Origin of the sequence: Enterobacter sp. 120016 (assembly GCF_018383635.1) — a bacterium.
Classification (GTDB): Bacteria; Pseudomonadota; Gammaproteobacteria; order Enterobacterales; family Enterobacteriaceae; genus Enterobacter; species Enterobacter asburiae_D.
Genome location: NZ_JAHAWC010000001.1, coordinates 144,068 through 168,501, shown reverse-complemented (window position 1 = coordinate 168,501; position 24,434 = coordinate 144,068). Strand labels below are relative to the sequence as shown.

Below are 24,434 nucleotides of genomic sequence, written 5' to 3'. Positions count from 1 at the left end.
CTCAAAGTATGTGGGGGGCAATGCGTTCGGCGATCAGTTCGATGGACCGCAGCGTGTCGCGATGCGTAGGTTCGACCGAATGGACCTGGAATGAGATATCCGTGGCGCGCCTGAGAATGGAATCAGCATTCAGCGAATGCAGCACCGTATCGGGCGAACCAATATGGGCGTCGAACTGACGGCGATAATCAGTGACGCTGTCACCTTTTACAATGTGCCCGGCAGCGCGATGCTGCTCGGCTTGTTTGGTAAGACCCGGCGTTGCGACCCTGAGCGCATAGTCGTCGCTGTCGGCGACGAACGCCGTACGGGAGGCCAGGATACGCGGTGCGATGCCCGCCGGCAGCGCATCGAGGTAGGCATCCACAATCGGGTTCTGGATCTCGTCGAGCGTTAAATCCAGCCGATCTGCCGGGCGCGGCTGCGTGCGCGAGAGCATTAAACCGTGTCCGGCCTGCGCGGCGCGAACGGCTCCGTCAACAGAGAAGGTGGCAATCCAGATGCGTTCAGCAAGCTGTGGCGCTGGCGGGTAAAGGTGGTTATCCGGATGGGTCAGCGAATCCCCGCGCCAGGCGCTTTGGATCACATGCAAATGGTCAGCAAAGGCCGCGCCGCGCTCCTCAAACGTCAGGCCGAACGGCAGAAATGAGGTCGGTGTGCCGCCCGATCCAAAACCGACTTCAAGACGGCCATCGGCGAGTAAATCGAGCACGGCGGCATCTTCTGCGACGCGCAGCGGGTTTTCCATCGGCAGGGTGATGATGGCCGTGCCCAGGCGGATGGTTTCGGTATGCGCGGCGACGTGCGCCAGAAACAGCAGCGGCGACGGCAGGCCGCCTTCACTTTCGTGAAAGTGGTGCTGCGCGATCCAGGCGCTGTCAAAACCGTGGCGTTCGGCGTGGCGGATCTGTTCAGTTGCCAGACGATAGCGCTCCTTCGGCGTAGCGTCGTCAAGCAGGCGGGTGAAAAATCCCAGGCGTTTTCGCGTCATGCGAACTCCTCCGTAGCGGGTGAAAAATGGGGAATGGCGTCAATCAGCTCGCGGGTATAATCGTTCTGCGGCGACGCGAATAAGGTTCCGACGTCACCCTGTTCGACCACCTGACCGCTGCGCAGCACCGTGACGCTGTGGGCGATCCGGCGCACGGTAGACAGATCGTGCGTGATAAAAAGGTAGGTCAATCCCAGCTGCTGCTGCAGCTGCTGGAGCAGAGCCAGAATCTGCGCCTGCACGGTGACGTCCAGCGCAGAGGTGGCTTCGTCCAGCACCAGAATGGTCGGCTCGAGGATCAGCGCCCGGGCGATGGCAACGCGCTGACGCTGTCCGCCTGAAAGTTCCCGGGCGGTGCGGCTCAGGAGTTCGACGGGCAGGGCAACCCGCTGCGCCACTGTCTCCACCTGGACCTTTCGCTCCGCCTTACCGAGGCGAGAAAAGTTCTTCAGGGGCTCTTCGATGATCTCGAACAGCGTCTGACGCGGGTCGAGAGAGGCAAACGGGTTCTGGTAGACAAACTGGATCTTCTGGCGCAGCTGACGGCGGGCCTCGCGGCTGAGCGCGGTGGCATCAATATCATCAATGATGACCTGCCCGCTGTCGGCCTGTTCAAAACCGAGCAAAATACGGGCGAGGGTGGTTTTCCCGGAGCCCGATTCACCAACCAGCGCATGCGTACTGCCGCGCCTGACGTCAAACGTCACCCGATCCAGCGCCTGAAGCTGATGACCTTTGCCGAGGGAGAATTGTTTGCTGATGGCGCGGGCGCGAATGGCCGGTGACGCGAGCGGGCGGCCGGCCACCGGGGCGATGGTCAGGCGCTGGCCCTGGAGATCGCTCAACAGCTGGCGGGTGTAGGCGTGCTGCGGTGTGCGCACGATATCGGCAGTGCTGCCATGCTCCTGAACCTCGCCATCGCGAAAGACCAGCAGCCTGTCCGCGCGCTGTGCGGCCAGCGCCAGATCGTGGGTGACAAACAGAACGGCGGTACCCGATTCCCGGCGCAGGATATCCAGCAGATCGAGAATGCGTTTTTGCACCGTCACATCCAGCGCGCTGGTGGGCTCATCGGCAACGATCACATCCGGGCGCAGGGCAATGGCGATGGCAATCAACACGCGCTGTTTCATTCCGCCGGAGAGCTGATGGGGATACTGCGTCATGCGCTGTTCGGGGTGGCTCAGGCCGACCTTTGTCAGCAGGGCGAGCACCTGCTCGTCGCGCTGGGCGCGGGTCACTTTCTGGTGTAGCTGAATGATTTCTCCGACCTGCGCACCGATGGTTTTCACCGGGTTGAGCGAATTACCCGGATCCTGCGGGACCAGGCTAATTCGCGCCCCGCGAAGGGTATCGAGACGCTTCGCGGACCATCGGCTAATCTCCTCGCCGTTGAGCGATATTTTTCCCGCATCGCGCCGGGCGTTGTCAGCCAGCAGACCAATGATCGCCTGTGCCGTGGTCGTTTTACCGGATCCGGATTCGCCGACAAACGCCAGCATTTCCCCTCGCCCGAGCGTGAAGCTGACGTTATGCACCACCTCTCGCCACTGGCGCGCGGTACGGTAGCTGATCGTCAAATTTTCCACTGAGAGAACGGTCATTAGCGACCTCCGCTGAACTGTTGGCTGATACGGTTGGTGGCCAGCACCACGGCGATGACGACGACGCCGGGGAAGGTGGTTAGCCACCAGGCGGTAGAGAGATAGTTACGGCCTTCGGCAATCAATAAGCCCCATTCCGGCACGGGCGGCGGGGTGCCGTAGCCGAGAAAGCTCAGCGTGGAGAGCGCCAGGATGGCCTGACCAAACTGCAGCGTGGCATAGGCGAGGACGGCGGTTAACGCGTTGGGCAGGATGTGTCTCCACAGCACGGCGAAAAACGTCCCGCCGCTGCCAAACGCCGCCTCGACGTAATCCGTGTGCCGGATGCGCACGACTTCACCGCGCGCGAGGCGGGCGAAGCTGGCAATAGAGGCCACGCCTACGGCAATCGCGGCGTTAACGGTGCCAAACCCGAGCAGAATAATCACCGTCAGCGAGAGCAGCAGAGACGGGATGGACAGCAGCACGTCGACGAAGCGCATCAGCAGAGACTCGACGCGTCCAGCGAACGCCCCGGCAACCACCCCTAAGCCCGTGCCGACCACCAGACCCATCGTCACGGCGGCCAGCGCCGCGCTCAGGGAATGTGACGCGCCATAAATAATACGCGTGTAAACATCGCGGCCAAGCTGATCGGTGCCGAGCCAGTGTCCCGCCTGCGGCGCCAGGCGTTGTGCCCCAGCGATGCCCTCAATCGGGCTGTAGTGGGTTAACAGGCCGGGCGCCACGGCGGCAAACGCGGCGAGAATAATCACCCCCCATGCCAGCCACAGTCCCGGTTGCCATTCCATTCCCTGCCAGGCTGGAACGCGTTTTCGCGCGGCGGCAGCGTAATCGACCAGACTCATGATGCACCTCCGGTAACGGTTTGCAGGCGGGGATCCAGCAGCGGCATCAGCAGATCCACCAGCAGATTGATCAGGACAAAACCCAGGGCGGAAATCATCACTACCGCCTGAAGTACGGCGATATCCTGGTTATTCACCGCCTGCTGGGTCAGCTGTCCGAGCCCGCTGCGGCCAAAAACGGTTTCCGTGATCAGCGCCCCGGCAATCAGCTCGCCCAGCAGCAGCCCGGCAATGTTCAGGACCGGCAGCAGGGCGTTGCCGGTAACGTGACGCCACAGGACGGCGGTTTCACTCAGCCCTTTGGCACGGGCGACGGCGACAAACGGCTGCGTCGCCACCTGGTCCAGGCTGCGCATCAGAATTTGTGCCAGCGGGGCGGAGATCGGGATCGCGACGGTCACGATCGGCAGGATCAGTCCCTGAAGCGGCGTCGGGTTAATCACCGGGATCAGCCGCAGCTGAAAAGAAAAGAGCTGGATGAGGGCAATCCCCAGCCAGAACGTGGGTAAGGAGATAAACAGGACCGGCACAGACTGGAGGGAATTGCTCAGCCAGCGCAGACTCGGCAGACGCGATGCAAAGGCCAGCGCAAACGCCAGCAGGACCGCGAGTACAAACGCGGGCAGGGCGAGACTCAGGGTATCCGGCAGATTGCTGGCAATCAGCTCGCTGACCGGCACCCCTGCCTGTAACGAATAGCCGAAATCCCCGCGCAGCATCGCCAGCAGCGTGTGGCCGTATTGCTGCCACAGCGGGCTGTCCGCGCCGTAGGCCACGCGCATCTCCTCGATTTGCGCCGGGCTTAAGCCCAGGTCCGGGTTCTGAAATTTAATCAGCACCGCGTCGCCCGGCAGCACCTGGAGCAACACGAACGAGAGGGTAAAGGCGGCCCACAGTACCAGCAACCCGTGCCCAAAGCGTTGAAGAAGTGCGTGGCGCATCGTCAGCTCCTCAGTGTTTCTCAATCCACGCGCCGTAGAACGACGGGCGGCCTACCGCTTCAAAATTGACGCCTTTCAGCCACGGCGCACCGGCAAAGACCTGCGGCTCTTCAAAAATCGGAATGACGTAGGCGTTATCCAGCAGGTAACGCTGGGCGTCCCCCGCCAGCTGCAGGCGTTTTTGCGGATCGACCTCAGCCGAAATGTTCACCAGCAGTTCATTCAGCTTGTCGTCGCGGAAGTTTTTGACCTTGTCGCTGGATCCGCCTTTTTGCAGCAGCGCGTCGCGGTTTGCCGGGTAGAACATGCTTTTCACCACGTCAGGATCGGCGCGGCCTACTTCTGAGACGGTTAACGGGGTTTTCAGCGGGTCAAGGTTATCCAGCGTGCGGCTGCCTGCGTCACCGGCTTTGACGCTCAGCACCACGCCCACCTGTCGCCACTGCTGGGCAACCAGCTGGAGCACCTCTTTGTTTTGCGGCTGCGGCAGGGATTCATACACCGTCAGTGCCAGACGTTGGCCGTCTTTGGCGCGGATCCCGTCGCCGCCTGCTTTCCAGCCCGCGTCGTCCAGCAGATGGTTAGCTTTTGCCGGGTCAAAGGTCAATTTGTCGCTGAGGTCGACGAAGCCTGCGGCGGAATCGGCAATCACTGACTTCGCCTGCGGATAGTTGGCCGAGAAGAGGATCTCGACCACCTGTTTTGCATTGGTGGCACGCAGCAGCGCCTGGCGTACGCGAATATCGGAGACCAGCGGGTTATCCGGGCGGAAGCTGATGCTGTCATTCACCCCGCGCGTCGGGGCGGCGTAGATCTTATAGCCCTGGTCTGTCGCCTGCTTTTCGTCATACGCCTGCACCTGGCGAATAAAGTCGGCCTGACCGGCCAGCAGGGCGCCCACGCGCACGCTGTCTTCCTGGGTCACAATAAACTTGATGCCATCAAGATTTGCTGGCCCCTGTTGCGCCAGGTTTTTCGGTCCCCACTGATAGTCTTTGCGCGCTTCGAGCGTCACTTCACGGCCCAGCTTCTCGTCCTTCACTACAAACGGGCCGGAGCCAATGATATGGCGGGCATCCCCCAGCTCTTCGAAGTTGCGCTTCAGCGTGCTGAGCGAAACCAGACCCGAGCCAATGGTGGCGGTGCCTTGCAGGAAGCCCGGCGACGGTTTTTTAAAGTAGAACTTCACGGTCAGCGGGTCGATGACTTCGCTACGATCGTAGTTATTGATCACTTCTGACACCGGCAGGCGCTGCGCCTTATTGCCTAAACCGTAGGTATCAAAATTTTTCGCCACGGCGTTCGCGTCCAGCGGCGTGCCGTCGGAGAAGGTGATGCCGGGACGTAGTTTAAAGGTGTATTCGGTTTTATCGGCGTTGGTGGTCCAGCTTTCTGCCACCCAGGGTTCCACCTGCAGCGTCTTTGGGTTCTGCCACGTCAGCTTGTCGGTGATTTGATTCAGAATGCCGCCGTTCGGGTAAAAGCCACCGGCAGGCGGATAGAGGTTGGTGTGTGCCTGTTGCTCCAGATAAATCAGCGTACCGCCTTTGACGGGCGCATCTGCTGCCCAGGCTGCGGTTGTCGCCAGAATCAGCGCCGTCAGCAGAGGCAGACGAAATGGGGTTTGCATGGTGAATTCCTTTGTTATCTTCTTGTTAGCGTCGGATTCATCATCGGGCGCGGGGGAAAGCAAGGGAACAAAGGAATTAAGATAAGGATTGCCGGAAACTGAAAATAAAAAAACGCCCCGTTAGCGGGGAGCTAAACGAATTTCGCCAACGGGTCGGCGGCGGCAAATGCGACCGTTTTGTCTGCTGCTGGCGGATAGATCAGATCGTTCGTGATGGCGATTTTGATCTTCTTCGCCTCGTCGCGGACGGATTTGACGGCCTGTTCCCAGCCCTCGGTATAGACCGCGCCCCACGCGCCTAAATCCAGACAGGTAACATAGTTCACCTGACGATAAGGATATGGCGCGATGTTTAGCAGGCTGGCCGCCGCGTTGTGTCCGGCAAATTTTCCAAGCTGGATCGCGTGCTGGCAGGTCATCAGCGCCGTGTTGCCCGCATCGTCTGTTTTGGCGTGCGCCATGTCGCCCGTTGCATAGATGTCCGGATGGGCTGGAACCTGCAACGACTCGGTAACGATAAGCCGCCCCTGGTTGTCACGTTCGCCGTCAATCTTCTGGCTGAGGGGGTTGGCCTCAACGCCTGCCGTCCAGACCACGGTAGAAGCGGCAATACGTTCGCCATTTTTTAAGGTAACGCCGTTTGCGTCGATGGTTTCCACTTCACTGTTAAGACGCCATTCAACGCCCAGCTCGCGGCTTGCGTCTTCAATGGTCTTGCGCAAGGCTTCGCTGTAACGTCCACCGATTACAGCACTGCGCTCAACTACGATAACTTTAATCCTTGTTTCGTCACCTAATCGAGAACGAAGCCGGGTAGGGAGCTCGGTCGCCAGCTCAATGCCGGTGAAACCGCCGCCACAGACCACAACGGTGTTACGTTCCGGGTAGGCAGGCCGTGAAGCCAGTGAATCCAGGTGCTGCTCAAATACCAGCGCCGATTCCAGCTGGTCGATATCAAATGCGTACTCGGCAAGGCCGGCAATGGAAGGGCGTTTGGTCTGGCTACCCGTCGCCAGCACTAAACGTTCGTAAGCCACCGAGGATGTTATCCCCTGATTATCACGCCATATCACCGTTTTTGCCTGCGTATCAATATGTTCTGCGCTTCCGGCAATGAACTCAATATCCAGCTCAGCGAACAGTTCGGTCAGCGGCGCGACCAGCGTTGATACCTTTTCTTCATAGAAGCGTGGGCGAACGCGCAGCTCAGGAACCGGTGCCAGCACGGCAATCTTAAGATTGTCTTTTCCTTCCAGCGCCGAGAGGCGAGCGGCACTGACCGCAGCCCACATACCGGAAAAGCCGCTACCCACAATTAAAATCTGCTTTTTCATACTCGATCCTTTTGATCGCCAGGATGTGTGCCTGACGTAACTGCCACTATACTTGTCGGAGTTAACTGCGACAACTTCTTTCTGAGTTAAAAATCGTTATAATGGCCTGAACAGCAAACTGGGGTTAACCATGGCGTTTTACAGTTCCGGTGTGGAATACGGCATTCACAGCCTGATGTGCATGGTGGATGCGAAGGGTAATGAGCGGGAAATGAGCGTCAGGGAGATGGCTGCCCTTCAGGGCGTGCCGTACGATTATCTCGGTAAAATATTCACCCGCTTGTCGCGTGCCGGTCTGGTCATCAGTACGGAAGGCAAGGGTGGGGGCTTTCAGCTGGCGCGCCCGGCGGAACTGATCACCGTGCTGGACGTAACGCACGCCATCGACGGCGAGAAAAATATGTTTGAGTGCAGGGAGATACGCCAGCGGCTGGCCGTGTTTGATGAAACGCCGCCTGCCTGGGTATGTGACGGTCCGTGCGGGGTACGTTCGGTGATGGACAGCGCGCAGCAGCGAATGGAAGAGGAGTTAGCCCGACATACCATTCTCGATCTGGCGCGCAAAATGTATCGAAAAGCACCGGACACGTTCCAGATTGAGGTTCAGGAGTGGATTTCGGACCGGCGTTCGTCGTAACAGAAGGCCGGGTAGGGCAAAGCCGTTACCCGGCGATAGTTTTTTACGAGCGGAGATCAATGACCATACGGCCGCGGATCTGGCCCTGTTCCATCTCTTTAAAGATAGCGTTGATGTCCTCCAGCGGGCGCATCGTGACTTTCGGTACGACCTTACCTTCAGCGGCGAACTGGAAGGCTTCCTGCAGATCCTGACGGGTGCCGACCAGCGAACCCACTACCTGAATGCCGTCCAGCACCAGACGCGGAATGTCGAGGCTCATCGCTTCCGGCGGCAGGCCAACCGCGACCACGCGGCCACCGGCACGCACGGCATCAACGGCTGAGTTGAATGCTGCTTTTGCGACGGCAGTGACGACTGCGGCATGCGCGCCGCCCGTTTTCTCCTGCACAATTTTCGCGGCATCTTCGCTGCGGGAGTTGATGGTTAAATCCGCACCCATGCTGGCCGCCAGCTTCAGCTGTTCGTCGTTAACGTCAAGGGCGATGACTTTGGCGTTAAAGACGTTTTTGGCGTACTGCAGCGCGAGGTTACCCAGTCCGCCCAGACCATAGATTGCAATCCACTGGCCCGGTTTGATGCCAGAGACCTTCACCGCTTTGTAGGTGGTCACGCCGGCGCAGGTGATGCTGCTGGCCGCCGCCGAATCCAGGCCGTCCGGCACTTTTACCGCGTAATCCGCGGTGACTATGCACTCTTCCGCCATCCCGCCGTCAACGGAGTAACCGGCGTTTTTCACATCGCGGCACAGGGTTTCGTTGCCGCTATTACAGTATTCGCAGTGACCACAGCCTTCAAAAAACCAGGCTACGCTTGTGCGGTCGCCGACTTTCAGCGACTTCACGCCAGGGCCGACTTCTTTTACGATACCAATCCCTTCGTGGCCCAGGATAACCCCGGTTTTATCGCCGAAATCACCGTTCTTCACGTGGAGGTCGGTATGGCATACGCCACAGCACTCCATCTTCAGCAGGGCTTCCCCGTGCTTAAGCGGGCGTAACGTTTTTTCGGTGACGTTGACCTGATGATCCTGAGTGACAACAGCAGCCTTCATGTGTATCTCCTTGTTCATGATAAGAATCTGCATAGCAGGTGTAGTACCCCTTAAGGATTAATACATTAGCCTGGTAATGCAAGGCTGCGGCAACATAATGTCATCATTTGATTCGATTTCAGATTAAGAATACGGTGTTCCTCTAATAATTTAGGGGGAAAATACTGGCCCGGCGAGAGAGACTCGCCGGGCGCAGCGTTACAGCTGTGCTTCTATCTCCTCAATCTCTTTACGCCATTGTGCCTGCAGCTGCGGCTTTTGATGCTTCGGCTTACGCGCCAGATCGTCTTCCAGCAGCGCTTCCAGCGCGACCAGCCGTTCGAGCAGATCGTCATACGGCGAGGATTGAACCGTCTCGGCATCCATGACTGGCGCGGCGGTGGTCACCAGCCCTGCGCTTTCACGCAGGCGCTCAAACACCGCTTCTGCATCGTGCCACTCGCTCAGCTTTCCCTCTTCAATCAGCCAGAAACGGTTGCAGCTTTGGCTAATTAGCTGGCGATCGTGGCTGACCAGCAGCACGCCGCCTTCGAACTGCTGAAGGGTTTGCGCCAGCGCCTCTTTGCCTTCCATGTCGAGGTGGTTGGTCGGCTCATCCAGCATCAGCAGGCTATAGCGGGCATGCGTCAGGCCTACAAACAGCAGGCGCGAGCGTTCGCCACCGCTGAGCGTGCTGACCGTTTGCCCGTGACGCGCCCACGGGAAACCCGCGCTTATCAGCGCCATTTTGCGGTTCTGCGGATCCGGCGCGAAAGGCTCCAGCGCGTCGAGCAGCGTGGCATTGTCCGCAAGCTGATGAAGCGTCTGGTCGTAATAGCCTGGCGACACGCGCGGATGGATTTTCAACCCGCTGTCTGCGGGTTCATCGGCAAACTGTTGCCAGATAAGCCTCATCAGCGACGATTTGCCGCAGCCGTTACGACCGACAATCGCCACGCGATCGCCGCTTTTCAGCCGCGCCATGTCGATGTTAAACAGCGGCGGTAGCCCGGGTGCAGGCGGGACGCTGAGGTTTTCCATCTCCAGCAGACGGTCTGCCCGCAGCGCGTCGCCGCGCAGGGTTAACGTCCACTGGCTGCCTGCCGTGAGCGATGTCTGGTTCTCCTTCAGCCGTTCGACCTGTTTTTCCATCTGTTTGGCTTTGCGGGCCAGATCTTCGTTGTCGTAAACCTTGCCCCAGGTCGCCAGGCGCTTCGCGCTGGCGGTCACGCGGTCAATCTCCTTTTGCTCCGCCTTGTGGCGCTGCACGTCGCTTTCATCCTTTGCTTCAAGCGCTTTGCGGGCCGCCGTGCAGGGAAGGGCAAAGTAGTGCAGCGTTTTATCGCGCAGGATCCAGCTGCCGTTGGTGACGGCATCCAGCAGCTGTCTGTCATGCGAGACCAGCACGAAGCTGCCTGACCAGTTCTGTAGAAAGTGTTCCAGCCAGAGCATGGTCGGCAGGTCCAGGTGGTTGCTGGGTTCATCAAGCAGGAGCAGATCCGGCTCGTGAATCAGCGCCCGCGCCAGCAGCAGGCGGGTGTGTTGCCCGCCGCTTAGCGTGGAGGATTGCAGCATCATATCCTGCGGCGTGAAGCCCATGCTCGCCAGCAGCGTTTCGGCTTTCCAGCGCAGGCTATCGCGCTCGGCTATAGGCAGCTGTGCGAGTACGGCATCCAGCATGGTCAGTGGGAAAATGGCGTCCGGGAGATGTTGCTCCACGCGCGCCATCAGGCAGTGTCCGGCCAGCGCTACCGTTCCGGCGGCGGGGGAATCTGTGCCGTCCAGCACCTTCAGCAGCGTGCTTTTTCCGCACCCGTTGTCGCCCAGCAGGCCAATGCGGTCGCCTTTTTTCAGCGTAAAGGAGAGTGAGTCGAAGAGCGTGCCAAACGCCGTATCAACACGTAAAGATTGTGCAGTGAGTAAAGTGCTCATTGTTGCTTACCCAAGAGTTACAGGCATGTTCATGCCTCGTCAAACATCGCTGACGATAACTCAGTAAGCCCGAGAGAAGGGATTTCAGGGGTTGGTGTCTTCGCTCAAGCAGAAGTTATCGCAGCACGATACCGATAACGCTTGAGCTGGTGCGATCACCAAATGTATGTGAAACATTGAAAATTTCACGATACAGCATAATTGGCCTCCTTATATATTCAGCGAGTTAATGGATGAATGGAGTGTAGCGGGGGGAAGGGGGTTTGGCTAGGGGGTATTCAATGGTGCGGTCTGATGCCCTCACCCTAACCCTCTCCCACAGGGAGAGGGAAAACACCCCGCCCGCAGGCCCGGTAAGCGAAGCGCCACCGGGCGATTGGGCCGCACCGCGAAGGAAACGGTCAAAGCGAATTAAATCGAGGTACGGCGATAGCTACGGTATTCAGGCTTCCAGAAGTTGTCGTCGATGGCCTGCTGCAGCGCGTCGGCAGAGGTTTTCACCGCCACGCCCTGCTGCTGCGCCATTTTGCCTACCGCAAACGCGATGGCGCGCGACACCTTGTGAATGTCTTTCAGCTCCGGCAGCACCAGCCCTTCACCGTTGTTGACCAGCGGCGAGTAGCCCGCGAGGGTTTCGCTTGCCGACATCAGCATTTCGTCGGTAATGCGGGACGCGCCGGACGCGATCACGCCCAGACCAATGCCCGGGAAGATGTACGAGTTGTTGCACTGGGCAATCGGATAGGTTTTATCCTTCCACACCACCGGATCGAACGGGCTGCCGGTCGCAACCAGCGCGTTACCTTCGGTCCAGGCGATAATGTCCTGCGGCGTCGCTTCCACGCGGGAGGTCGGGTTGGAAAGCGGCATCACGATAGGGCGCTCGCAGTGCTTGTGCATCTCGCGGATGATCTCTTCGGTAAAGAGACCGGTTTGCCCGGAAACGCCGATCAGAATATCCGGCTTCACGTTGCGCACTACGTCCAGCAGGGAAAGGACTTCGTTGTCGGTATCCCAGTTTTTCAGGTTCTCACGTTTCTGCACCAGCTTGGTCTGGAACGGCAGCAGGTTTGGCATGCCGTCGGTCAGCAGGCCGAAACGGTCAACCATAAAGACGCGGGAGCGGGCCAGCTCTTCGCTTAAGCCTTCACGCTGCGTCTGGGCGATAATCTGCTCGGCGATACCGCAGCCCGCAGAGCCTGCGCCCAGGAAGACGATTTTCTGGTAGCTCAGCTGGCTGCCGGCTGCGCGGCTGGCGGCGATAAGCGTACCCACGGTCACGGATGCGGTGCCCTGGATGTCGTCGTTAAAGGAGCAGATTTCATCGCGATAGCGGTTCAGCAGCGGCATCGCGTTTTTCTGCGCAAAGTCTTCAAACTGCAGCAGAACGTCCGGCCAGCGGTGCTTCACGGCCTGAATGAAATCGTCGACAAACTGATAGTACTCGTCGTCGGTAATGCGCGGGTGGCGCCAGCCCATATAGAGCGGATCGTTGAGCAACTGCTGGTTGTTGGTGCCGACGTCCAGCACCACCGGCAGGGTATACGCCGGGCTGATGCCGCCGCAGGCGGTGTAGAGTGAGAGTTTACCGATTGGGATCCCCATCCCGCCAATGCCCTGGTCGCCGAGGCCGAGAATACGTTCGCCGTCGGTCACCACAATCACTTTGATATTGTGGTTTGGCACGTTCTGCAGAATATCGTCCATGTTGTGACGGTTCTGATAAGAGATGAATACCCCGCGGGAGCGACGGTAGATCTCTGAGAAACGCTCGCAGGCCGCACCCACCGTCGGGGTGTAGATCACCGGCATCATCTCTTCCAGATGGTTCTGCACCAGGCGATAGAAGAGGGTTTCATTGGTGTCCTGAATGTTACGCAGGTAGATGTGCTTGTCGATTTCAGTTTTGAAACCTTGATACTGGATCCACGCGCGCTCCGCCTGTTCTTCAATGGTCTCAACCACTTCCGGCAGCAGGCCAAGCAGGTTAAAGCTGCTGCGCTCTTCCATGCTGAAGGCGCTGCCTTTGTTGAGCAGGGGAAATTCGAGTAAAACCGGTCCGGCGTATGGGATGTATAAGGAACGATGTTTTTTCAGTTTGTTGTCCATGTCACTCACTCTTTTTATGAAGATCCGTCCCTGACACTGCTGTTTGTCATCTTTCTGGCCTGTGCGCTGGGAGGCGGTCAGGCGGTATTATAAAGGAGCTGAATATTAATTACCGCAACACATAAACAAAAACACCACCGGGATTACCGATGGTGTTCTGGATCTCAGTCTGGAACTTACTTGCCCGCGTGGCGTTTTCTGCCGGTAGCGTGAGTGACCTGCGTTTCATGGTCGCCTTCAATCACCACTTTACGCTGATTGGAAAGCTTATAGTTCAGTCCCAGAATATGGCGTGCCTGACGGTTCGATTTCATGTTAACTCCTCAATCCTGTTGATAGTTTTAAGGACCAGTTTGCTTACGCAAACGAAATGTAACCCCTTAGGTTGCTGATCCAGCTTAGCAGGTTTTTACAAAGGTGCGTTTTGCCCGCTGACGACGTAGTTAATGGTCTGCTGGTAGATGTCACTGAGGATGTCATTATCCGTGGATTCCACCCATTTGGTGAGTTCCATCAAAATGTCATCTTCAGTCACAGCACCGTGCTCGGCGTGAAGACCCTGCGCAATCGCGTTAACGAGTTCAGGTTGTGCTGCTGTGGTATTAGCCGGGTAATAAGTAAACATGTTGCCTCCGTGTCGTTGTCTGTTTAATGGTACGGCTCGCAAAAATTTAATTCATAAACAGAATGGCAAATATTTTCCCGGTTGTGGCTCAGATTCATCTTAGAAATAAAAATGACATAAGTGCATGCTTTTATGTGCTTTTAAAAGGTGTGGCTATATCGACGGGTAACGGCGGGGATATTTTGGCGATGCTCCTGCCATCACGGAAATATAGCAGGAGCAGATTTTTAAATTACCACTTCATTTCGCCGGTATTCACCTTCGCGCTTAATTCCAGCGAGCTCTCTTCCGCCAGGCCCGGATACTGTTTTTTCAGGGTGCTGATGACGCCTGCGGAATCTTTATGCGCGGATAAGGCCTTGTCAAAGCGCTGCAGATAGTCGCGGGTAAAATCAATCGCGCCAGTCCCGGCGGGTGGCGTGCCAAGATAGTGGCCCGGGATCACACGCTCTGGCTTGTGCGCGGCCATCTTCACAAGGGTTTCCTGCCACTGCTTGCGGCTTTCCGGCGTCTGGGTGTCTGCCGTCCAGACGTGAATGCCCCAGGCTACCCCGGTGCCGCCGAGGATCGTTTTCGCTGACGGGATCCATACATAGGCCGCGTAGCTTTCCGGCTGCTCGATATCGATTTTTTCCCCGTCAACCATGAACGTGGTGGAGGCAAGCACCTGCGGGACGACCAGCTCCGTTGGCGCGCCGTCTTTCATCTGCGGGCCCCAGAAGGCGAGCTTGGCGTCTTTGGTGGCTTTAATATGGTCAACCACGTGCTGCGTGGCCACCACTTTGGCATTCGGGAAGGCTTTGACCAGCGGCTGCAGGCCAAAATAGAAATCCGGATCGCCAGAGGTAATCACAATCTTATTCAGGGTTTTACCGCTGCGGCGAATTTTCTCTACCAGCGCTTCGCCATCCTTCACGCTGAACTGCGCGTCAAACAGCACGGCCTCTTTCGGGCCGGAAACCAGCGTGGAGGAGACCGCGAAAATGCCTTTATCCTGTGGGTTATAGGTATCAATGGTCAACGGCGCAGCAAAAACAGCCGGCGTGATAAGGGTGGAAAGCAGGGCAAGGTGAGTGAGTTTCATGCTGTTGTCTCTGTTGTTCAGGAATGTGTCTATTGTACGGATATTCGTATTTGCCAGAATTCCTGAAACAAGACATGCTTAGTTTCATAAATCGAGCAAATGGAGCTTTTATGGATCGCGTTATCGCCGCTCAGGTCTACAACCGGATATGCGAGCTGGGCAGTTTGAGCGCGGCGGCCCGCGCGTTGGGCATTTCCCGACCGATGGTGAGCCGCTACCTTGAACAAATGGAGAAGTGGGCGGGAACGCGGCTGGTAAACCGCTCCACGCGCAAGCTGACGCTGACCGCGGCAGGGGAAAAGGTGCTGCAGAAAACGCGGACGCTCTCGCAGATTTCGCAGGAAATTGAAGGTCAGTCGGAGAAAGACTTGCCGTCCGGCACGCTGCGGGTGGCCTGCGCGCACTTTACCGCCATGCACCTGATTGCGCCGGTACTGCCCGGCCTGCTCTCGCGTTACCCGCAGCTGCGCATTGAGCTGGATGTGAATAACCACCCGGTCAGCCTGGTGGGAGAGCGCATTGACGTCGCCGTGCGCATTACCGACAACCCTGAACCCGGCATGATCGCCCGCCGGCTGGGGGAGTGTCGCTCGGTGCTCTGCGCCTCGCCGGACTATCTTGCACAGCACGGTACCCCCGTCAGCCCCGAAGAATTAGCGCAGCACAACTGCCTGCACTACAGCTTTTTCGCCGGGCAGTCCTGGCACTTCCTGACGCCGGATGGTGAAAGCCTGAGCGTGGCCGTCAGCGGCAACCTGAGCGCCAGCATCTCTTCGCTGTTGATGGACGCGGCGATTAAGCACTGCGGTATCGCCATGCTGCCGGAGCGCGAAGCGTCTGCCGCGCTGGAACAGGGATTACTGGTGCCGGTGCTGGAGGCGCTTGAGCCGAAACCGCTTGCCATCCATGGCATTTATCAGTCCCGGGAATACCAGCCTGCCGCGCTGCGCGTGTTCCTCGACGAACTGTCGCGCTACCTGGCATAAGAGGGGATTACTTTGCCTTTAGCCAGGGAGACGCCGTGCTCCAGAATATAATATCGGCACCGAGATAACTTTCGCCGAAGCGGACAAATTCCGCTTTGGTGAACGGTTTTCCGGTCTGAGGATCCTTATAGGTCAGGGTCGGTTCCTGAACCGCCATGGCGATGAGCGGCAGCGTCTGTTTATTTTTATGGAAGAAGGGATAGGCATTCTTCATGTGCGCCTTGCGGTTGGGAACAATGTCCGGCCCGCCCAGACCGACAGTGTTGGCGCTGGCATACGCAAACAGACGCCCCATGTAGTTGTGGTCATTATCCCATTCGCACGGCCAGAAGTTTACATATTGCACCACGTGTGATTTCTGAAAAGCCTTTCGCGCAAAGGCCAGGTTTTCCATTTCACCCGCGAAATAGCTGTCGCAGGTGAACCCGGCGGGCGGATTTTTTTCGTCGATATCAATGGCGGTTTCGGGCAGGTTTACCCCGTACACCTCGCCATCAAAGCGTTTCGCGAGGGCGGCCAGCAGCGCCTGATAGCGCTCGCGCACGGCGGGATCCCACTGACGCGCCACCCATCCTGAACCGACTGGCTTGCCTTCGCCGGGGTTATCGAACTGCGGCGTAATCCCGCCGCCATATCGCTTATCGTGCATCAGATAGTCCGGCACGTAGCGGGCGTCCGGCTCAAAGAAACGATCCTGGATTTGAATAAACAGCTTTTTTCGGGCGGCCTTAACGCGCGCCAGATCCTGCTCAATCCGCGAGAAGTCATAGATGTTCTTCTTGGGTTCCAGCAAGCGCCAGTTGTAAACGATCTGCACGCCGCCGATGTCGCTTCGCGCAACGAGTGGAAACGCCGCGTCGAGATCGCCCGAGCTGGTATAGATAAAGTTCTCCGGCGTTTTCGCCAGTGATGACAACGACAGAGCCAGCGTGGTTACGGCAACGGCCATCCTGAATTTTAGCGCCATATCATTATCCTTTTTGTCGGTACAGCAGGTGAAAGTCCTGGAATTGTCTGTGTTCCAGGGTGGGCCAGATGCGTAGTCTATACTTAACCCTTTGTAAGCCAAAAGGAGAGCAAGAATGACTATTCATAAGCACGGTTCGGCACACTGGTCTGGCGACATTAAGCGCGGAAAAGGAACGGTTTCCACCGAGAGCGGCGTTCTCAATCAACAGCCTTATGGTTTCAATACCCGCTTTGAGGGTGAAAAGGGGACCAACCCCGAAGAGCTGATTGGCGCGGCACATGCGGCCTGCTTCTCAATGGCGCTGTCGCTAATGCTCGGCGAAGCGGGTTATACCGCCGATTCCATTGATACCACGGCGGACGTCTCTCTGGATAAAACCGACGGCGGCTTTGCCATTACGAAGGTTGCCCTGAAAAGCAAAGTGACCGTTCCCGGCATCGCCCCCCAGCAGTTCGATGGCATTATTCAGAAAGCAAAAGCGGGCTGTCCGGTATCGCAGCTCCTGAAAGCCGAGATTACCCTGGACTATAAGCTTAACTAAGCCCCAGCCGGGTTCGCGCCCGGCTACCCCTTCAGCGCGGCGGGGAACACCTCCGCCAGCCAGGCGATAAAGACCTTCAGTCTGTGCGTCAAATGCCGGTTCTGCGGGTAAACCACATGAAACGGATAGGCGGCAGGGCGCCAGTCGCCCAGGATCGCCGTCAGCGTTCCCGCCTGCAAATACGACTTTGCCGAATACTCAAAGGTCTGAACGATCCCCAGCCCCGCCGCGGCAGCAGCCAGATGGGCATTACTTTCATTGACGCCGAAATAGTGCGGAATGTTGATTTCCAGCGCCTCGCCGTTCTGTCTGAAGCGAAACGGAAATGCCCGCCCGGTGACGGGCGAAAGGTAGCTGATCAGCTTGTGCCCGTTGCACAGCTCCTGCGGATAGGCCGGTACGCCATGATTTTTCAGGTAACCCGGCGTCGCACAGGTGACCATCTCGGCGTTACCGATATTACGGGCGATGAGGGTCGAGTCGTCCAGCGGCCCGCCGCGGATCACGCAGTCTACGTTACCGCTGATGAGATCGACCGGCCGGTCGGCCACGCCAAGGTCGATGCGGATATCCGGGTAGCGCCGCATAAAATCCGGAAGCAGGGGGATGAGGACGTCCCGTGCGGTGGAGCCGCCCACGTCAACCCGCAAATGCCCTTTTGGCGTCGCGCGGGAAATGCGAAACGAGGTGTCGATGTCTTCGATATCAATCAGCACCCTGAGCGCTTTTTCATAGTATTCCATCCCTTCAGGCGTCGCGACCACCCGGCGAGTCGTCCTGTGCAGGAGTCGTATCTGCAGGTGCGACTCTAGCGATTTAACCAGCTTGCTCAGCGTGGCGATCGGCATATTCAGCGAGTCCGCCGCGCGGGTAAAACTGCCTGACTCCACGACCCGCGTAAAAGCGCGCATCGCCATGAGCTGGTCCATGATGACCTCTGATTATTTCTGTGGGTGAATAGTCATTTTCATTTTTGCCTGTTTTTCACTAATGCCGCAAGGGCTAAAGTTTGTCCAACGCAAACCCAATAAAAGGTAAATGACATGAACACGACTCTCTCAGGAAAAATCGCACTGGTCACCGGCGGTAGCACCGGTATTGGTCTTGCCACGGCGCAGGAGCTGGCGGCTCAGGGCGCGAAGGTATACATCACCGGGCGTCGCCAGGCCGAGCTGGACGCGGCGGTGGCTGAAATTGCTTCAACCGCGGTAGGCATTCGCGCGGACGTCTCTAAGCTTACCGATCTGGATGAGGTCTATGCCCGGATAGCCAAAGATGAAGGCCGTCTTGATATTCTGTTCGCCAACGCCGGTGGCGGCGATATGCTGCCGCTGGGCGCGATCACCGAAGAGCAGTTTGACCGGATTTTCGGCACTAACGTTCGCGGAGTGCTGTTTACGGTGCAGAAGGCGCTGCCGCTGTTATCAACCGGATCGTCGATTATTCTGACCGGCTCGACGGTGTCCATTAAAGGGACGGCCAACTTCAGCGTCTACAGCGCCAGTAAGGCCGCCGTGCGCAACTTTGCCCGCTCCTGGGCGCTGGATTTGCAGGGCCGCGGGATCCGCGTCAACGTGGTGAGCCCGGGGCCAATCAAAACGCCGGGTCTCGGCGATCTGGTGCTGGAAGAACACCGTCAGGGGCTGTACGACGTGCTGGCCGCACAGGTACCGCTTGGGCGTTTAGGCGCGCCGGGTGAGGTGGGTAAAGCGGTGGCGTTTCTGGCCTCCGACGCGGCCAGCTTTATTAACGCCACCGAGCTGTTCGTGGACGGCGGGATGGCCCAAATCTAATCCAGACTGCGCCAGCAGCGGACGTTACGGCCCTCGCGTGAGGGCTGTAACGGCTGAGGACGCTCACACCCCTGCGTTGCCATCGGACAACGGTCGCGGAAAAAACAGCCTTCGGGCAGATGACGGTTGCCGGGAAGCTCCGTTTTGCGTAACGCCAGATTTTCATCCAGCGGTTCACCGGTGCGGGGAACCGAGTCGAGCAACAGACGGGTATAGGGATGGCGCGGCTCGCCAAGCACCTGCGCGGCGCTGCCCAGCTCCACAATCTGCCCGAGGTACATCACCGCCACCCGGTCGCTCATGTGTCTGACCACCGAGACGTTATGCGAAATTAACACGTAGGTCAGATTACGCTGCTGTTGCAGGTTCACCAGCAGGTTGAGGATTTGCGCCTGCACGGAGATATCCAGCGCGCTGGTGGGTTCATCAAGCACGATAATATCGGGGTCGGACGACAGCGCCCGGGCGATAGCAATGCGCTGGCGCTGCCCGCCGGAGAAGGCGTGCGGAAGCCTGTCGAGATATTCCGGGCGAATGCCAACCTGCAGCGCCAGATCCTCCGCCAGCTGACGGCGCACGCGCTCGCTGCTGCGTTTCTGCACCCACACCGGCTCGGTGATGATGCGCCAGACCGGCAATCGCGGGTCGAGCGAAGAGAGCGGATCCTGAAACACCATCTGCATGCCGCCCGCGTGGTGCGCCCGCTGGCACGCGCCGGTGCTGGGCTTAAGCATGCCCATCAGCAGCTGGGCCAGCGTGCTTTTCCCGCAGCCGGATTCCCCGACAATGCCCAGCGTTTCCCCCCGACGGATCTGAAGATCGAGCCCGTTGAGGGCATGTACCTGTTCCGTTACGCGCCCCAGCCAGTTTTTGCGCGCCGCAAAGTTCACGTGCACGCTATCCAGTTCCAGCAGTACATCAGACATGGTGTTTCTCCCGTTGTGGATACCAGCAGGCAGCCTGTTGGCCTTCTGCGCCATTGGGCTGTAAGCGCGGCGTTTCGCTGCATTTCGCCCCAGCGGCAAAGCAGCGCTCTCGGAAGGCGCAACCCTGCGGAAGCTGGCTGAGGTTGGGCACCGTGCCGGGGATGGCGGGAAGCAGGTCGCGCGGCTGGCCGTTTTCCGGTGCGCACTGCAGCAGGCCGATGGAATAGGGATGCACGGGGCGGTGGATCAGCGTTTGCGTGGCACCGCTCTCGATCACGCTGCCCGCGTACATCACGTACATTCTGTCGCAAAGCTGCGACACCACGGCCATATCATGGCTGATAAACAACACCGAGGTACCGCTGGCCCGCGCCTTATGCTTCAGCAAGCGCAGCACCTGGAGCTGGACGGTAACGTCCAGCGCGGTGGTGGGCTCGTCGGCGATGATCAGCTCCGGCTCGCAGGAGAAGGCAAGGGCGATCATCACCCGCTGGCGCATGCCGCCGGACAGTTCAAACGGATAACGCTCCATGACCTGCTTCGCGTCCGGGATTTGCATCTCTTCCAGCAGGGTAATCGCCTTCTGCTGCGCCTCGCGCCGCGAAAGCGTCTGATGCTGGCGGATCACCTCCACCATCTGTTTGCCAATCCGCCGCGTCGGGTTGAGGGCTGTCATCGGCTCCTGAAAAATCATCGCCACTCTGGCTCCGCGCCACTGTCTAAGCTGCTTCTCGGACGCCGTCAGGACGTTTTCGCCGAGTAACTTCACCTGACCGTGATGAATGCGGTAGCTCCCTTCCGGCAGCAGCCGCATGGCGAGCATGGCGGTCACGGATTTACCCGAGCCAGACTCGCCCACCACGCCGACAATTTCGCCCCTGCCGATCTCCAGCGAGACGTGGTTCAGCGCGTGGACCTCACCGCGAAAAATCGGGAAGCTCAGATGCAGGTCTTCAATACGTAATACCGGTTCGGTCATCACTGTTTTCCTCCCGACTTCGGATCCAGCAGATCGCGGATACCGTCGCCAAACAGGTTAAAGCCCACGGCGGTAATTAAAATCGCCGCACCGGGAAAGGCGCAGTACCACCACTGGTCCAGGACGTAGTTACGGCCCACGGCTACCATCGCCCCCCATTCGGCGGTGGGCTGCTGCGCGCCCAGGCCAATAAACCCCAGCGTGGCGGCCATCAGAATGGCGCTGCCGATGTCCAGCGAAGCCTGCACAATCAGCGGAGGCAGGGCGTTGCGCAGGATATGCCAGCGGATCAAATGCCAGCGGGACGCGCCAAAGGTGCGGGCGGCCTGGACGTAGGTAAACTGGCGCACCACCAGGGTTTGCCCGCGCGCCAGGCGGACGTAAAACGGGATGCGGACAATCGCAATCGCCAGCATGGCGTTAAACAGGCTCGGACCGAGCGCGGCGGCCAGCGCCATGGTCAGCACCAGGGAGGGAATGGAGAGCATAATGTCCATCACCCGCATGATAATGGCGTCGCCGCGCCCGCCCAGTACGCCGGACAGACAGCCCAGCAGTGAGCCAATGCCGCCCGCAATCACCACGACCGCCAGCCCGGCGGTAATCGACTGCTGGCTGCCCGTCAGCACGCGGCTGAACAGGTCGCGTCCTACCTCATCGGTACCAAACCAGTGTTGCGCAGAAGGCGCCTGCAGGCGGGCGGTCAGATCCAGCGCGTTCGGGTCATGCGGCACAATCCACGGTGAGGCCACCATCAGAAAGAGCATCGCAATCATAATGACGCCGCCAACGATCGTGAGCGGGCTTTGACGCAGCATCCAGAACAGCTTTGCCCAGTTGATGCGTTGTCTGGCGGTTTTAACCGGGACGGGCGTTTCCTGCGTTAACATCATTCGGCACCTCCGCGCCCGATTCGCGGGTCAATCCACAGGTAAAGCAGATCGACCACCAGATTAACCAGCACGTAGGCCAGCGAAACGACGACGGCAAAGCCCATTACGGCAGGGAAATCGAGCGCCTGAATGGACGTCACCACCCAGGCGCCCATGCCCGGCCAGGCAAAGACGGTTTCGGTCAGCACAGCGCCGTAAAGCAGATCGCCCAGCGCCAGCCCGAGCACGGTGATGGACGGGATCATCGCATTGGGCAGGGCGTAGCGCAGGACGATGTACCAGCCGGGCAGGCCGCTGGCGCGCGCGGTGCGGATGTAATCCTCGCTAAGCTGCTCCAGCATCGCCGAACGAACCTGGCGCGCCACAATCCCCAGGTGAACAAACGCCAGCGTTAGCGAGGGCAAAATCAGGTGCTGAAGCGCGTTGAAGAACACCTCACCGTTGCCCTCCAGCAGCGCGTCCAGCAGATAAAATCCGGTGACGTGCGTCGGGGGATCGAGCCAGTCGTCCAGCCTGCCGCCGCCCGGCAGAATCTGCAGGTGCCCGTAGAACAGCACGATGACGCCCAGCCCAAGCCAGAAGGCAGGCGTGGAGATCCCGGTCATCGCCATTAAACGCACCAGGTGATCGAGCCAGCGGTTGCGGTACACCGCCGATAAAATCCCCAGCGGCACGCCGATGACCAGCGCCAGCAGCAGAGAGCAAAAGGCCAGTTCCAGCGTGGCGGGGAAAAAGGCCTTTAGATCTTCGGCGACCGGACGTCCGGTACGGATGGACGTGCCTAAATCACCGTGCGCCAGAGCGTCCACGTAGCGGCCAAACTGTATATACAGCGGCCGATCCAGCCCTAGCTGCTGGCGGATGTTCTGCACGATTTCGTCGCTGGCGCGATCGCCAGCCAGCAGACGGGCCGGATCGCCGGGGATCAGGTGTGAAATAATAAAGGTGATAATACAGACACCGGCCACCACCAGGATTAACCCCCAGCAGCGCTGGCGCACGATGCTCCAGAACGTCATACACTTTCCCCCGGCGAGAACCGTTATTTACTCATGGTGGCGATGTTGAACACCTGCTCGAGCATCGGATTAAAGGTGAAGCCTTTGACCTCTTTGTTCATCGCCAGCTGATAGTTCTTCTGGAACAGATAAACGTAGGCCGCCTCGTCGATGACCACCTTTTGCGCCTGCTGGTAATCTTTGGTGCGTTCCGCCTGATCGGTCGTTTTCAGCGCGGCCTGCAGCAGGGAATCAACCTCTTTGTTCTCATAGAACGAACGGTTGCCCGGCAGCCCTTTTTTGTCCGATTCGAACCAGTAGTTCATGAACATGTACGGGTCGGCAAAGTCCGGGCTCCAGTTGCCGATGGCAATGTCGTAATCGCCTTTTCCGACACGGTCGCGCATGGTGGCATTGGCCAGTTTTTCCAGCTTGACGTTAATGCCGATCTTGCCAAGGCTGGCCTGAGTGGAAAGGGCGATCGGCTCCCAGTTCGGGTCGTTATCCGAGTAGAGGAAGGTCAGGCTGGCGGGTTTGTCTTTGACCTTCTCCAGCGCCGCTTTGGCTTTGGCCTCATCGAAGCTGTACTGCATTGCCGTGGCGTCAAAGCCCCACATGCCTTCCGGGATTGGGCCGCGCATCTGCTTGCCGTTGCCGCTCAGAATGCCTTTTACCATCCCCTGGTAATCCGTCGCCCAGGAGATGGCCCGGCGTAAATCCACCTGATTGAGCGGCGCTTTACCGTTGTTGAGATAGAGGTAAGTCACGCGCAGGGACGGGTATTCCGCGACGGCGACTTTGCCTTCCTGCTTCAGAGCCGCAAGCTGATCGACCGGCAGGGCGTCAGCAATGTCCAGATCGCCGCGGGAAAGCTGCAGTCGGCGCGAGGCGCTTTCACCGATAATTTTCACCGAGACGCGCTTAAAGTGCGGCTTCTCACCCTGCCAGTGGGGGTTAGGCACCAGGATCAGCTGCTGGCCTTTCTGCCAGCTTTTGAGCATAAACGGGCCGGAACCGGCGGTGTTTTGCGCCAGAAAACCGCGCGCATCGTCCGCCGCATTGGCCTTCAGCACCGCCGGGTTAATGATGGACGCCCCGTCGTTTGCCAGCGTATAGAGGAAAGGCGCGAATGGCTGGCTGAGGGTGAACTTCACCGTATGGTCATCGACGGCATCAATTTTCAGGTCTTTCGGGAAGGCTTCAGACGGCCCCTGGCCGAGCTTCAGCAGGCGCTCAAAGGAGAGTTTTACCGCTTCAGCGGTGACCGGCGTGCCGTCAGAGAATTTCGCGTTATCCGCCAGGGTAAAGGTCCACTCTTTCTGGTCGTCGGACGCCTTCCAGCCCGTCGACAGATCGCCTTCCACCTCGGTAGAGCCTGGCTTGTATTTGACCAGACGCTGGTAGGAAGGATAGGTGACGGTCCAGTCGTTGTTATCAATGGTGATGGCAGGGTCGAGCGTTTGCGGGTCGGCGGCTTTGCCGATCGCCAGCATGTCTTTCGGGACGGCAGCCAGCGCCAGCGGTGCGCTCAGGGCCAGCGTGGCGGCGATCAGCGTCGAAATAAGCGATGTTTTCATGGC

23 protein-coding genes are annotated in these 24,434 nt (G+C 58.8%); 4 read left to right on the top strand and 19 right to left on the bottom strand.

The annotated features are described in order from the left end of the window. Position 1: 1 nt before the first annotated feature. The 6 genes from KIF87_RS00800 to KIF87_RS00775 form a co-directional block, all read right to left on the bottom strand. Positions 2–991: a putative FMN-dependent luciferase-like monooxygenase gene (locus KIF87_RS00800; RefSeq protein WP_213327595.1), complete on the bottom strand. Its 990-nt coding sequence runs from the start codon at positions 989–991 to the stop codon at positions 2–4. Then, positions 988–2,595: a dipeptide ABC transporter ATP-binding protein gene (locus tag KIF87_RS00795; protein WP_213327594.1), complete on the bottom strand. Its 1,608-nt coding sequence runs from the start codon at positions 2,593–2,595 to the stop codon at positions 988–990. The genes KIF87_RS00800 and KIF87_RS00795 overlap by 4 nt, the downstream gene beginning before the upstream one ends. Further along, positions 2,595–3,443, bottom strand: coding sequence for an ABC transporter permease (locus KIF87_RS00790; RefSeq protein ID WP_213327593.1), 849 nt, complete (start codon positions 3,441–3,443; stop codon positions 2,595–2,597). The genes KIF87_RS00795 and KIF87_RS00790 overlap by 1 nt, the downstream gene beginning before the upstream one ends. Then, on the bottom strand, positions 3,440–4,384 hold the full coding sequence (locus KIF87_RS00785) for an ABC transporter permease (RefSeq protein ID WP_213327592.1): 945 nt from the start codon (positions 4,382–4,384) through the stop codon (positions 3,440–3,442). The genes KIF87_RS00790 and KIF87_RS00785 overlap by 4 nt, the downstream gene beginning before the upstream one ends. A 10-nt stretch (positions 4,385–4,394) precedes the next feature. Continuing rightward, positions 4,395–6,014: a TIGR04028 family ABC transporter substrate-binding protein gene (locus KIF87_RS00780; protein WP_213327591.1), complete on the bottom strand. Its 1,620-nt coding sequence runs from the start codon at positions 6,012–6,014 to the stop codon at positions 4,395–4,397. A gap of 131 nt (positions 6,015–6,145) precedes the next feature. Then, positions 6,146–7,348 (bottom strand): NAD(P)/FAD-dependent oxidoreductase, encoded by a 1,203-nt coding sequence (locus tag KIF87_RS00775; RefSeq protein ID WP_213327590.1) that lies wholly within the window; start codon positions 7,346–7,348, stop codon positions 6,146–6,148. A 130-nt stretch (positions 7,349–7,478) separates the two neighbouring features. Between KIF87_RS00775 and KIF87_RS00770 the strand changes: the two genes are divergently transcribed. Continuing rightward, positions 7,479–7,985: an RrF2 family transcriptional regulator gene (locus tag KIF87_RS00770; protein WP_029740891.1), complete on the top strand. Its 507-nt coding sequence runs from the start codon at positions 7,479–7,481 to the stop codon at positions 7,983–7,985. A gap of 43 nt (positions 7,986–8,028) precedes the next feature. On the opposite strand, the gene adhP is transcribed toward KIF87_RS00770, so the two are convergent. The 6 genes from adhP to KIF87_RS00740 all read right to left on the bottom strand — a co-directional run bounded on the left by adhP (position 8,029) and on the right by KIF87_RS00740 (position 14,768). Continuing rightward, positions 8,029–9,039, bottom strand: a complete 1,011-nt coding sequence (adhP, locus tag KIF87_RS00765; protein WP_213327589.1) for an alcohol dehydrogenase AdhP — start codon at positions 9,037–9,039, stop codon at positions 8,029–8,031. Positions 9,040–9,237: 198 nt separating this feature from the next. After that, positions 9,238–10,950, bottom strand: coding sequence for an ABC-F family ATP-binding cassette domain-containing protein (locus tag KIF87_RS00760; protein ID WP_213327588.1), 1,713 nt, complete (start codon positions 10,948–10,950; stop codon positions 9,238–9,240). Between the two features lie 411 nt (positions 10,951–11,361). After that, entirely contained in the window at positions 11,362–13,059 is a 1,698-nt protein-coding gene (locus KIF87_RS00755; RefSeq protein ID WP_159514237.1) for an NAD-dependent malic enzyme, read from the bottom strand. A gap of 176 nt (positions 13,060–13,235) precedes the next feature. Then, entirely contained in the window at positions 13,236–13,373 is a 138-nt protein-coding gene (gene sra / locus KIF87_RS00750; RefSeq protein ID WP_008501714.1) for a stationary-phase-induced ribosome-associated protein, read from the bottom strand. Between the two features lie 95 nt (positions 13,374–13,468). Further along, entirely contained in the window at positions 13,469–13,684 is a 216-nt protein-coding gene (bdm, locus tag KIF87_RS00745; RefSeq protein WP_023335793.1) for a biofilm-dependent modulation protein, read from the bottom strand. 232 nt (positions 13,685–13,916) lie between these two features. Further along, a complete protein-coding gene (locus tag KIF87_RS00740; RefSeq protein ID WP_213327587.1) occupies positions 13,917–14,768 on the bottom strand; it encodes a Vmh family MBL fold metallo-hydrolase in 852 nt (283 codons plus the stop codon). Positions 14,769–14,878: 110 nt separating this feature from the next. Here KIF87_RS00740 and KIF87_RS00735 point away from each other — a divergent pair, with 110 nt between their 5' ends. Further along, complete coding sequence (locus tag KIF87_RS00735) at positions 14,879–15,754, top strand: LysR family transcriptional regulator (protein WP_213327586.1); 876 nt, start codon at positions 14,879–14,881, stop codon at positions 15,752–15,754. Positions 15,755–15,761: 7 nt separating this feature from the next. Here KIF87_RS00735 and KIF87_RS00730 read toward each other — a convergent pair whose 3' ends face one another. Continuing rightward, on the bottom strand, positions 15,762–16,721 hold the full coding sequence (locus KIF87_RS00730; protein WP_213327585.1) for a hypothetical protein: 960 nt from the start codon (positions 16,719–16,721) through the stop codon (positions 15,762–15,764). Between the two features lie 115 nt (positions 16,722–16,836). Between KIF87_RS00730 and KIF87_RS00725 the strand changes: the two genes are divergently transcribed. After that, positions 16,837–17,265, top strand: coding sequence for an OsmC family protein (locus tag KIF87_RS00725; RefSeq protein ID WP_023311893.1), 429 nt, complete (start codon positions 16,837–16,839; stop codon positions 17,263–17,265). Between the two features lie 23 nt (positions 17,266–17,288). On the opposite strand, the gene KIF87_RS00720 is transcribed toward KIF87_RS00725, so the two are convergent. Continuing rightward, positions 17,289–18,194, bottom strand: a complete 906-nt coding sequence (locus tag KIF87_RS00720; protein ID WP_213327584.1) for a LysR family transcriptional regulator — start codon at positions 18,192–18,194, stop codon at positions 17,289–17,291. 114 nt (positions 18,195–18,308) lie between these two features. On the opposite strand from KIF87_RS00720, the gene KIF87_RS00715 reads away from it, so the two are divergent. Then, positions 18,309–19,058: an SDR family NAD(P)-dependent oxidoreductase gene (locus tag KIF87_RS00715; RefSeq protein ID WP_213327583.1), complete on the top strand. Its 750-nt coding sequence runs from the start codon at positions 18,309–18,311 to the stop codon at positions 19,056–19,058. Here the strand turns inward: KIF87_RS00715 and KIF87_RS00710 are convergent. The 5 genes from KIF87_RS00710 to KIF87_RS00690 are packed head-to-tail and all read right to left on the bottom strand — an operon-like array spanning position 19,055 to position 24,431. Continuing rightward, entirely contained in the window at positions 19,055–19,984 is a 930-nt protein-coding gene (locus KIF87_RS00710; RefSeq protein ID WP_193939570.1) for an oligopeptide/dipeptide ABC transporter ATP-binding protein, read from the bottom strand. The two genes, KIF87_RS00715 and KIF87_RS00710, sit on opposite strands and share 4 nt — an antisense overlap. Next, positions 19,977–20,963 carry an ABC transporter ATP-binding protein gene (locus KIF87_RS00705; RefSeq protein WP_213327582.1) on the bottom strand — a complete coding sequence of 329 codons (987 nt, stop codon included), beginning with the start codon at positions 20,961–20,963 and terminating at the stop codon, positions 19,977–19,979. The genes KIF87_RS00710 and KIF87_RS00705 overlap by 8 nt, the downstream gene beginning before the upstream one ends. Beyond that, entirely contained in the window at positions 20,963–21,856 is an 894-nt protein-coding gene (ddpC, locus tag KIF87_RS00700; RefSeq protein ID WP_047647662.1) for a D,D-dipeptide ABC transporter permease, read from the bottom strand. Before ddpC ends, KIF87_RS00705 begins: the two co-directional genes overlap by 1 nt. Then, entirely contained in the window at positions 21,853–22,875 is a 1,023-nt protein-coding gene (locus KIF87_RS00695) for an ABC transporter permease (RefSeq protein ID WP_032656950.1), read from the bottom strand. Before KIF87_RS00695 ends, ddpC begins: the two co-directional genes overlap by 4 nt. Positions 22,876–22,898: 23 nt before the next feature. Next, on the bottom strand, positions 22,899–24,431 hold the full coding sequence (locus KIF87_RS00690) for an ABC transporter substrate-binding protein (protein ID WP_213327581.1): 1,533 nt from the start codon (positions 24,429–24,431) through the stop codon (positions 22,899–22,901). Positions 24,432–24,434 lie beyond the last annotated feature (3 nt).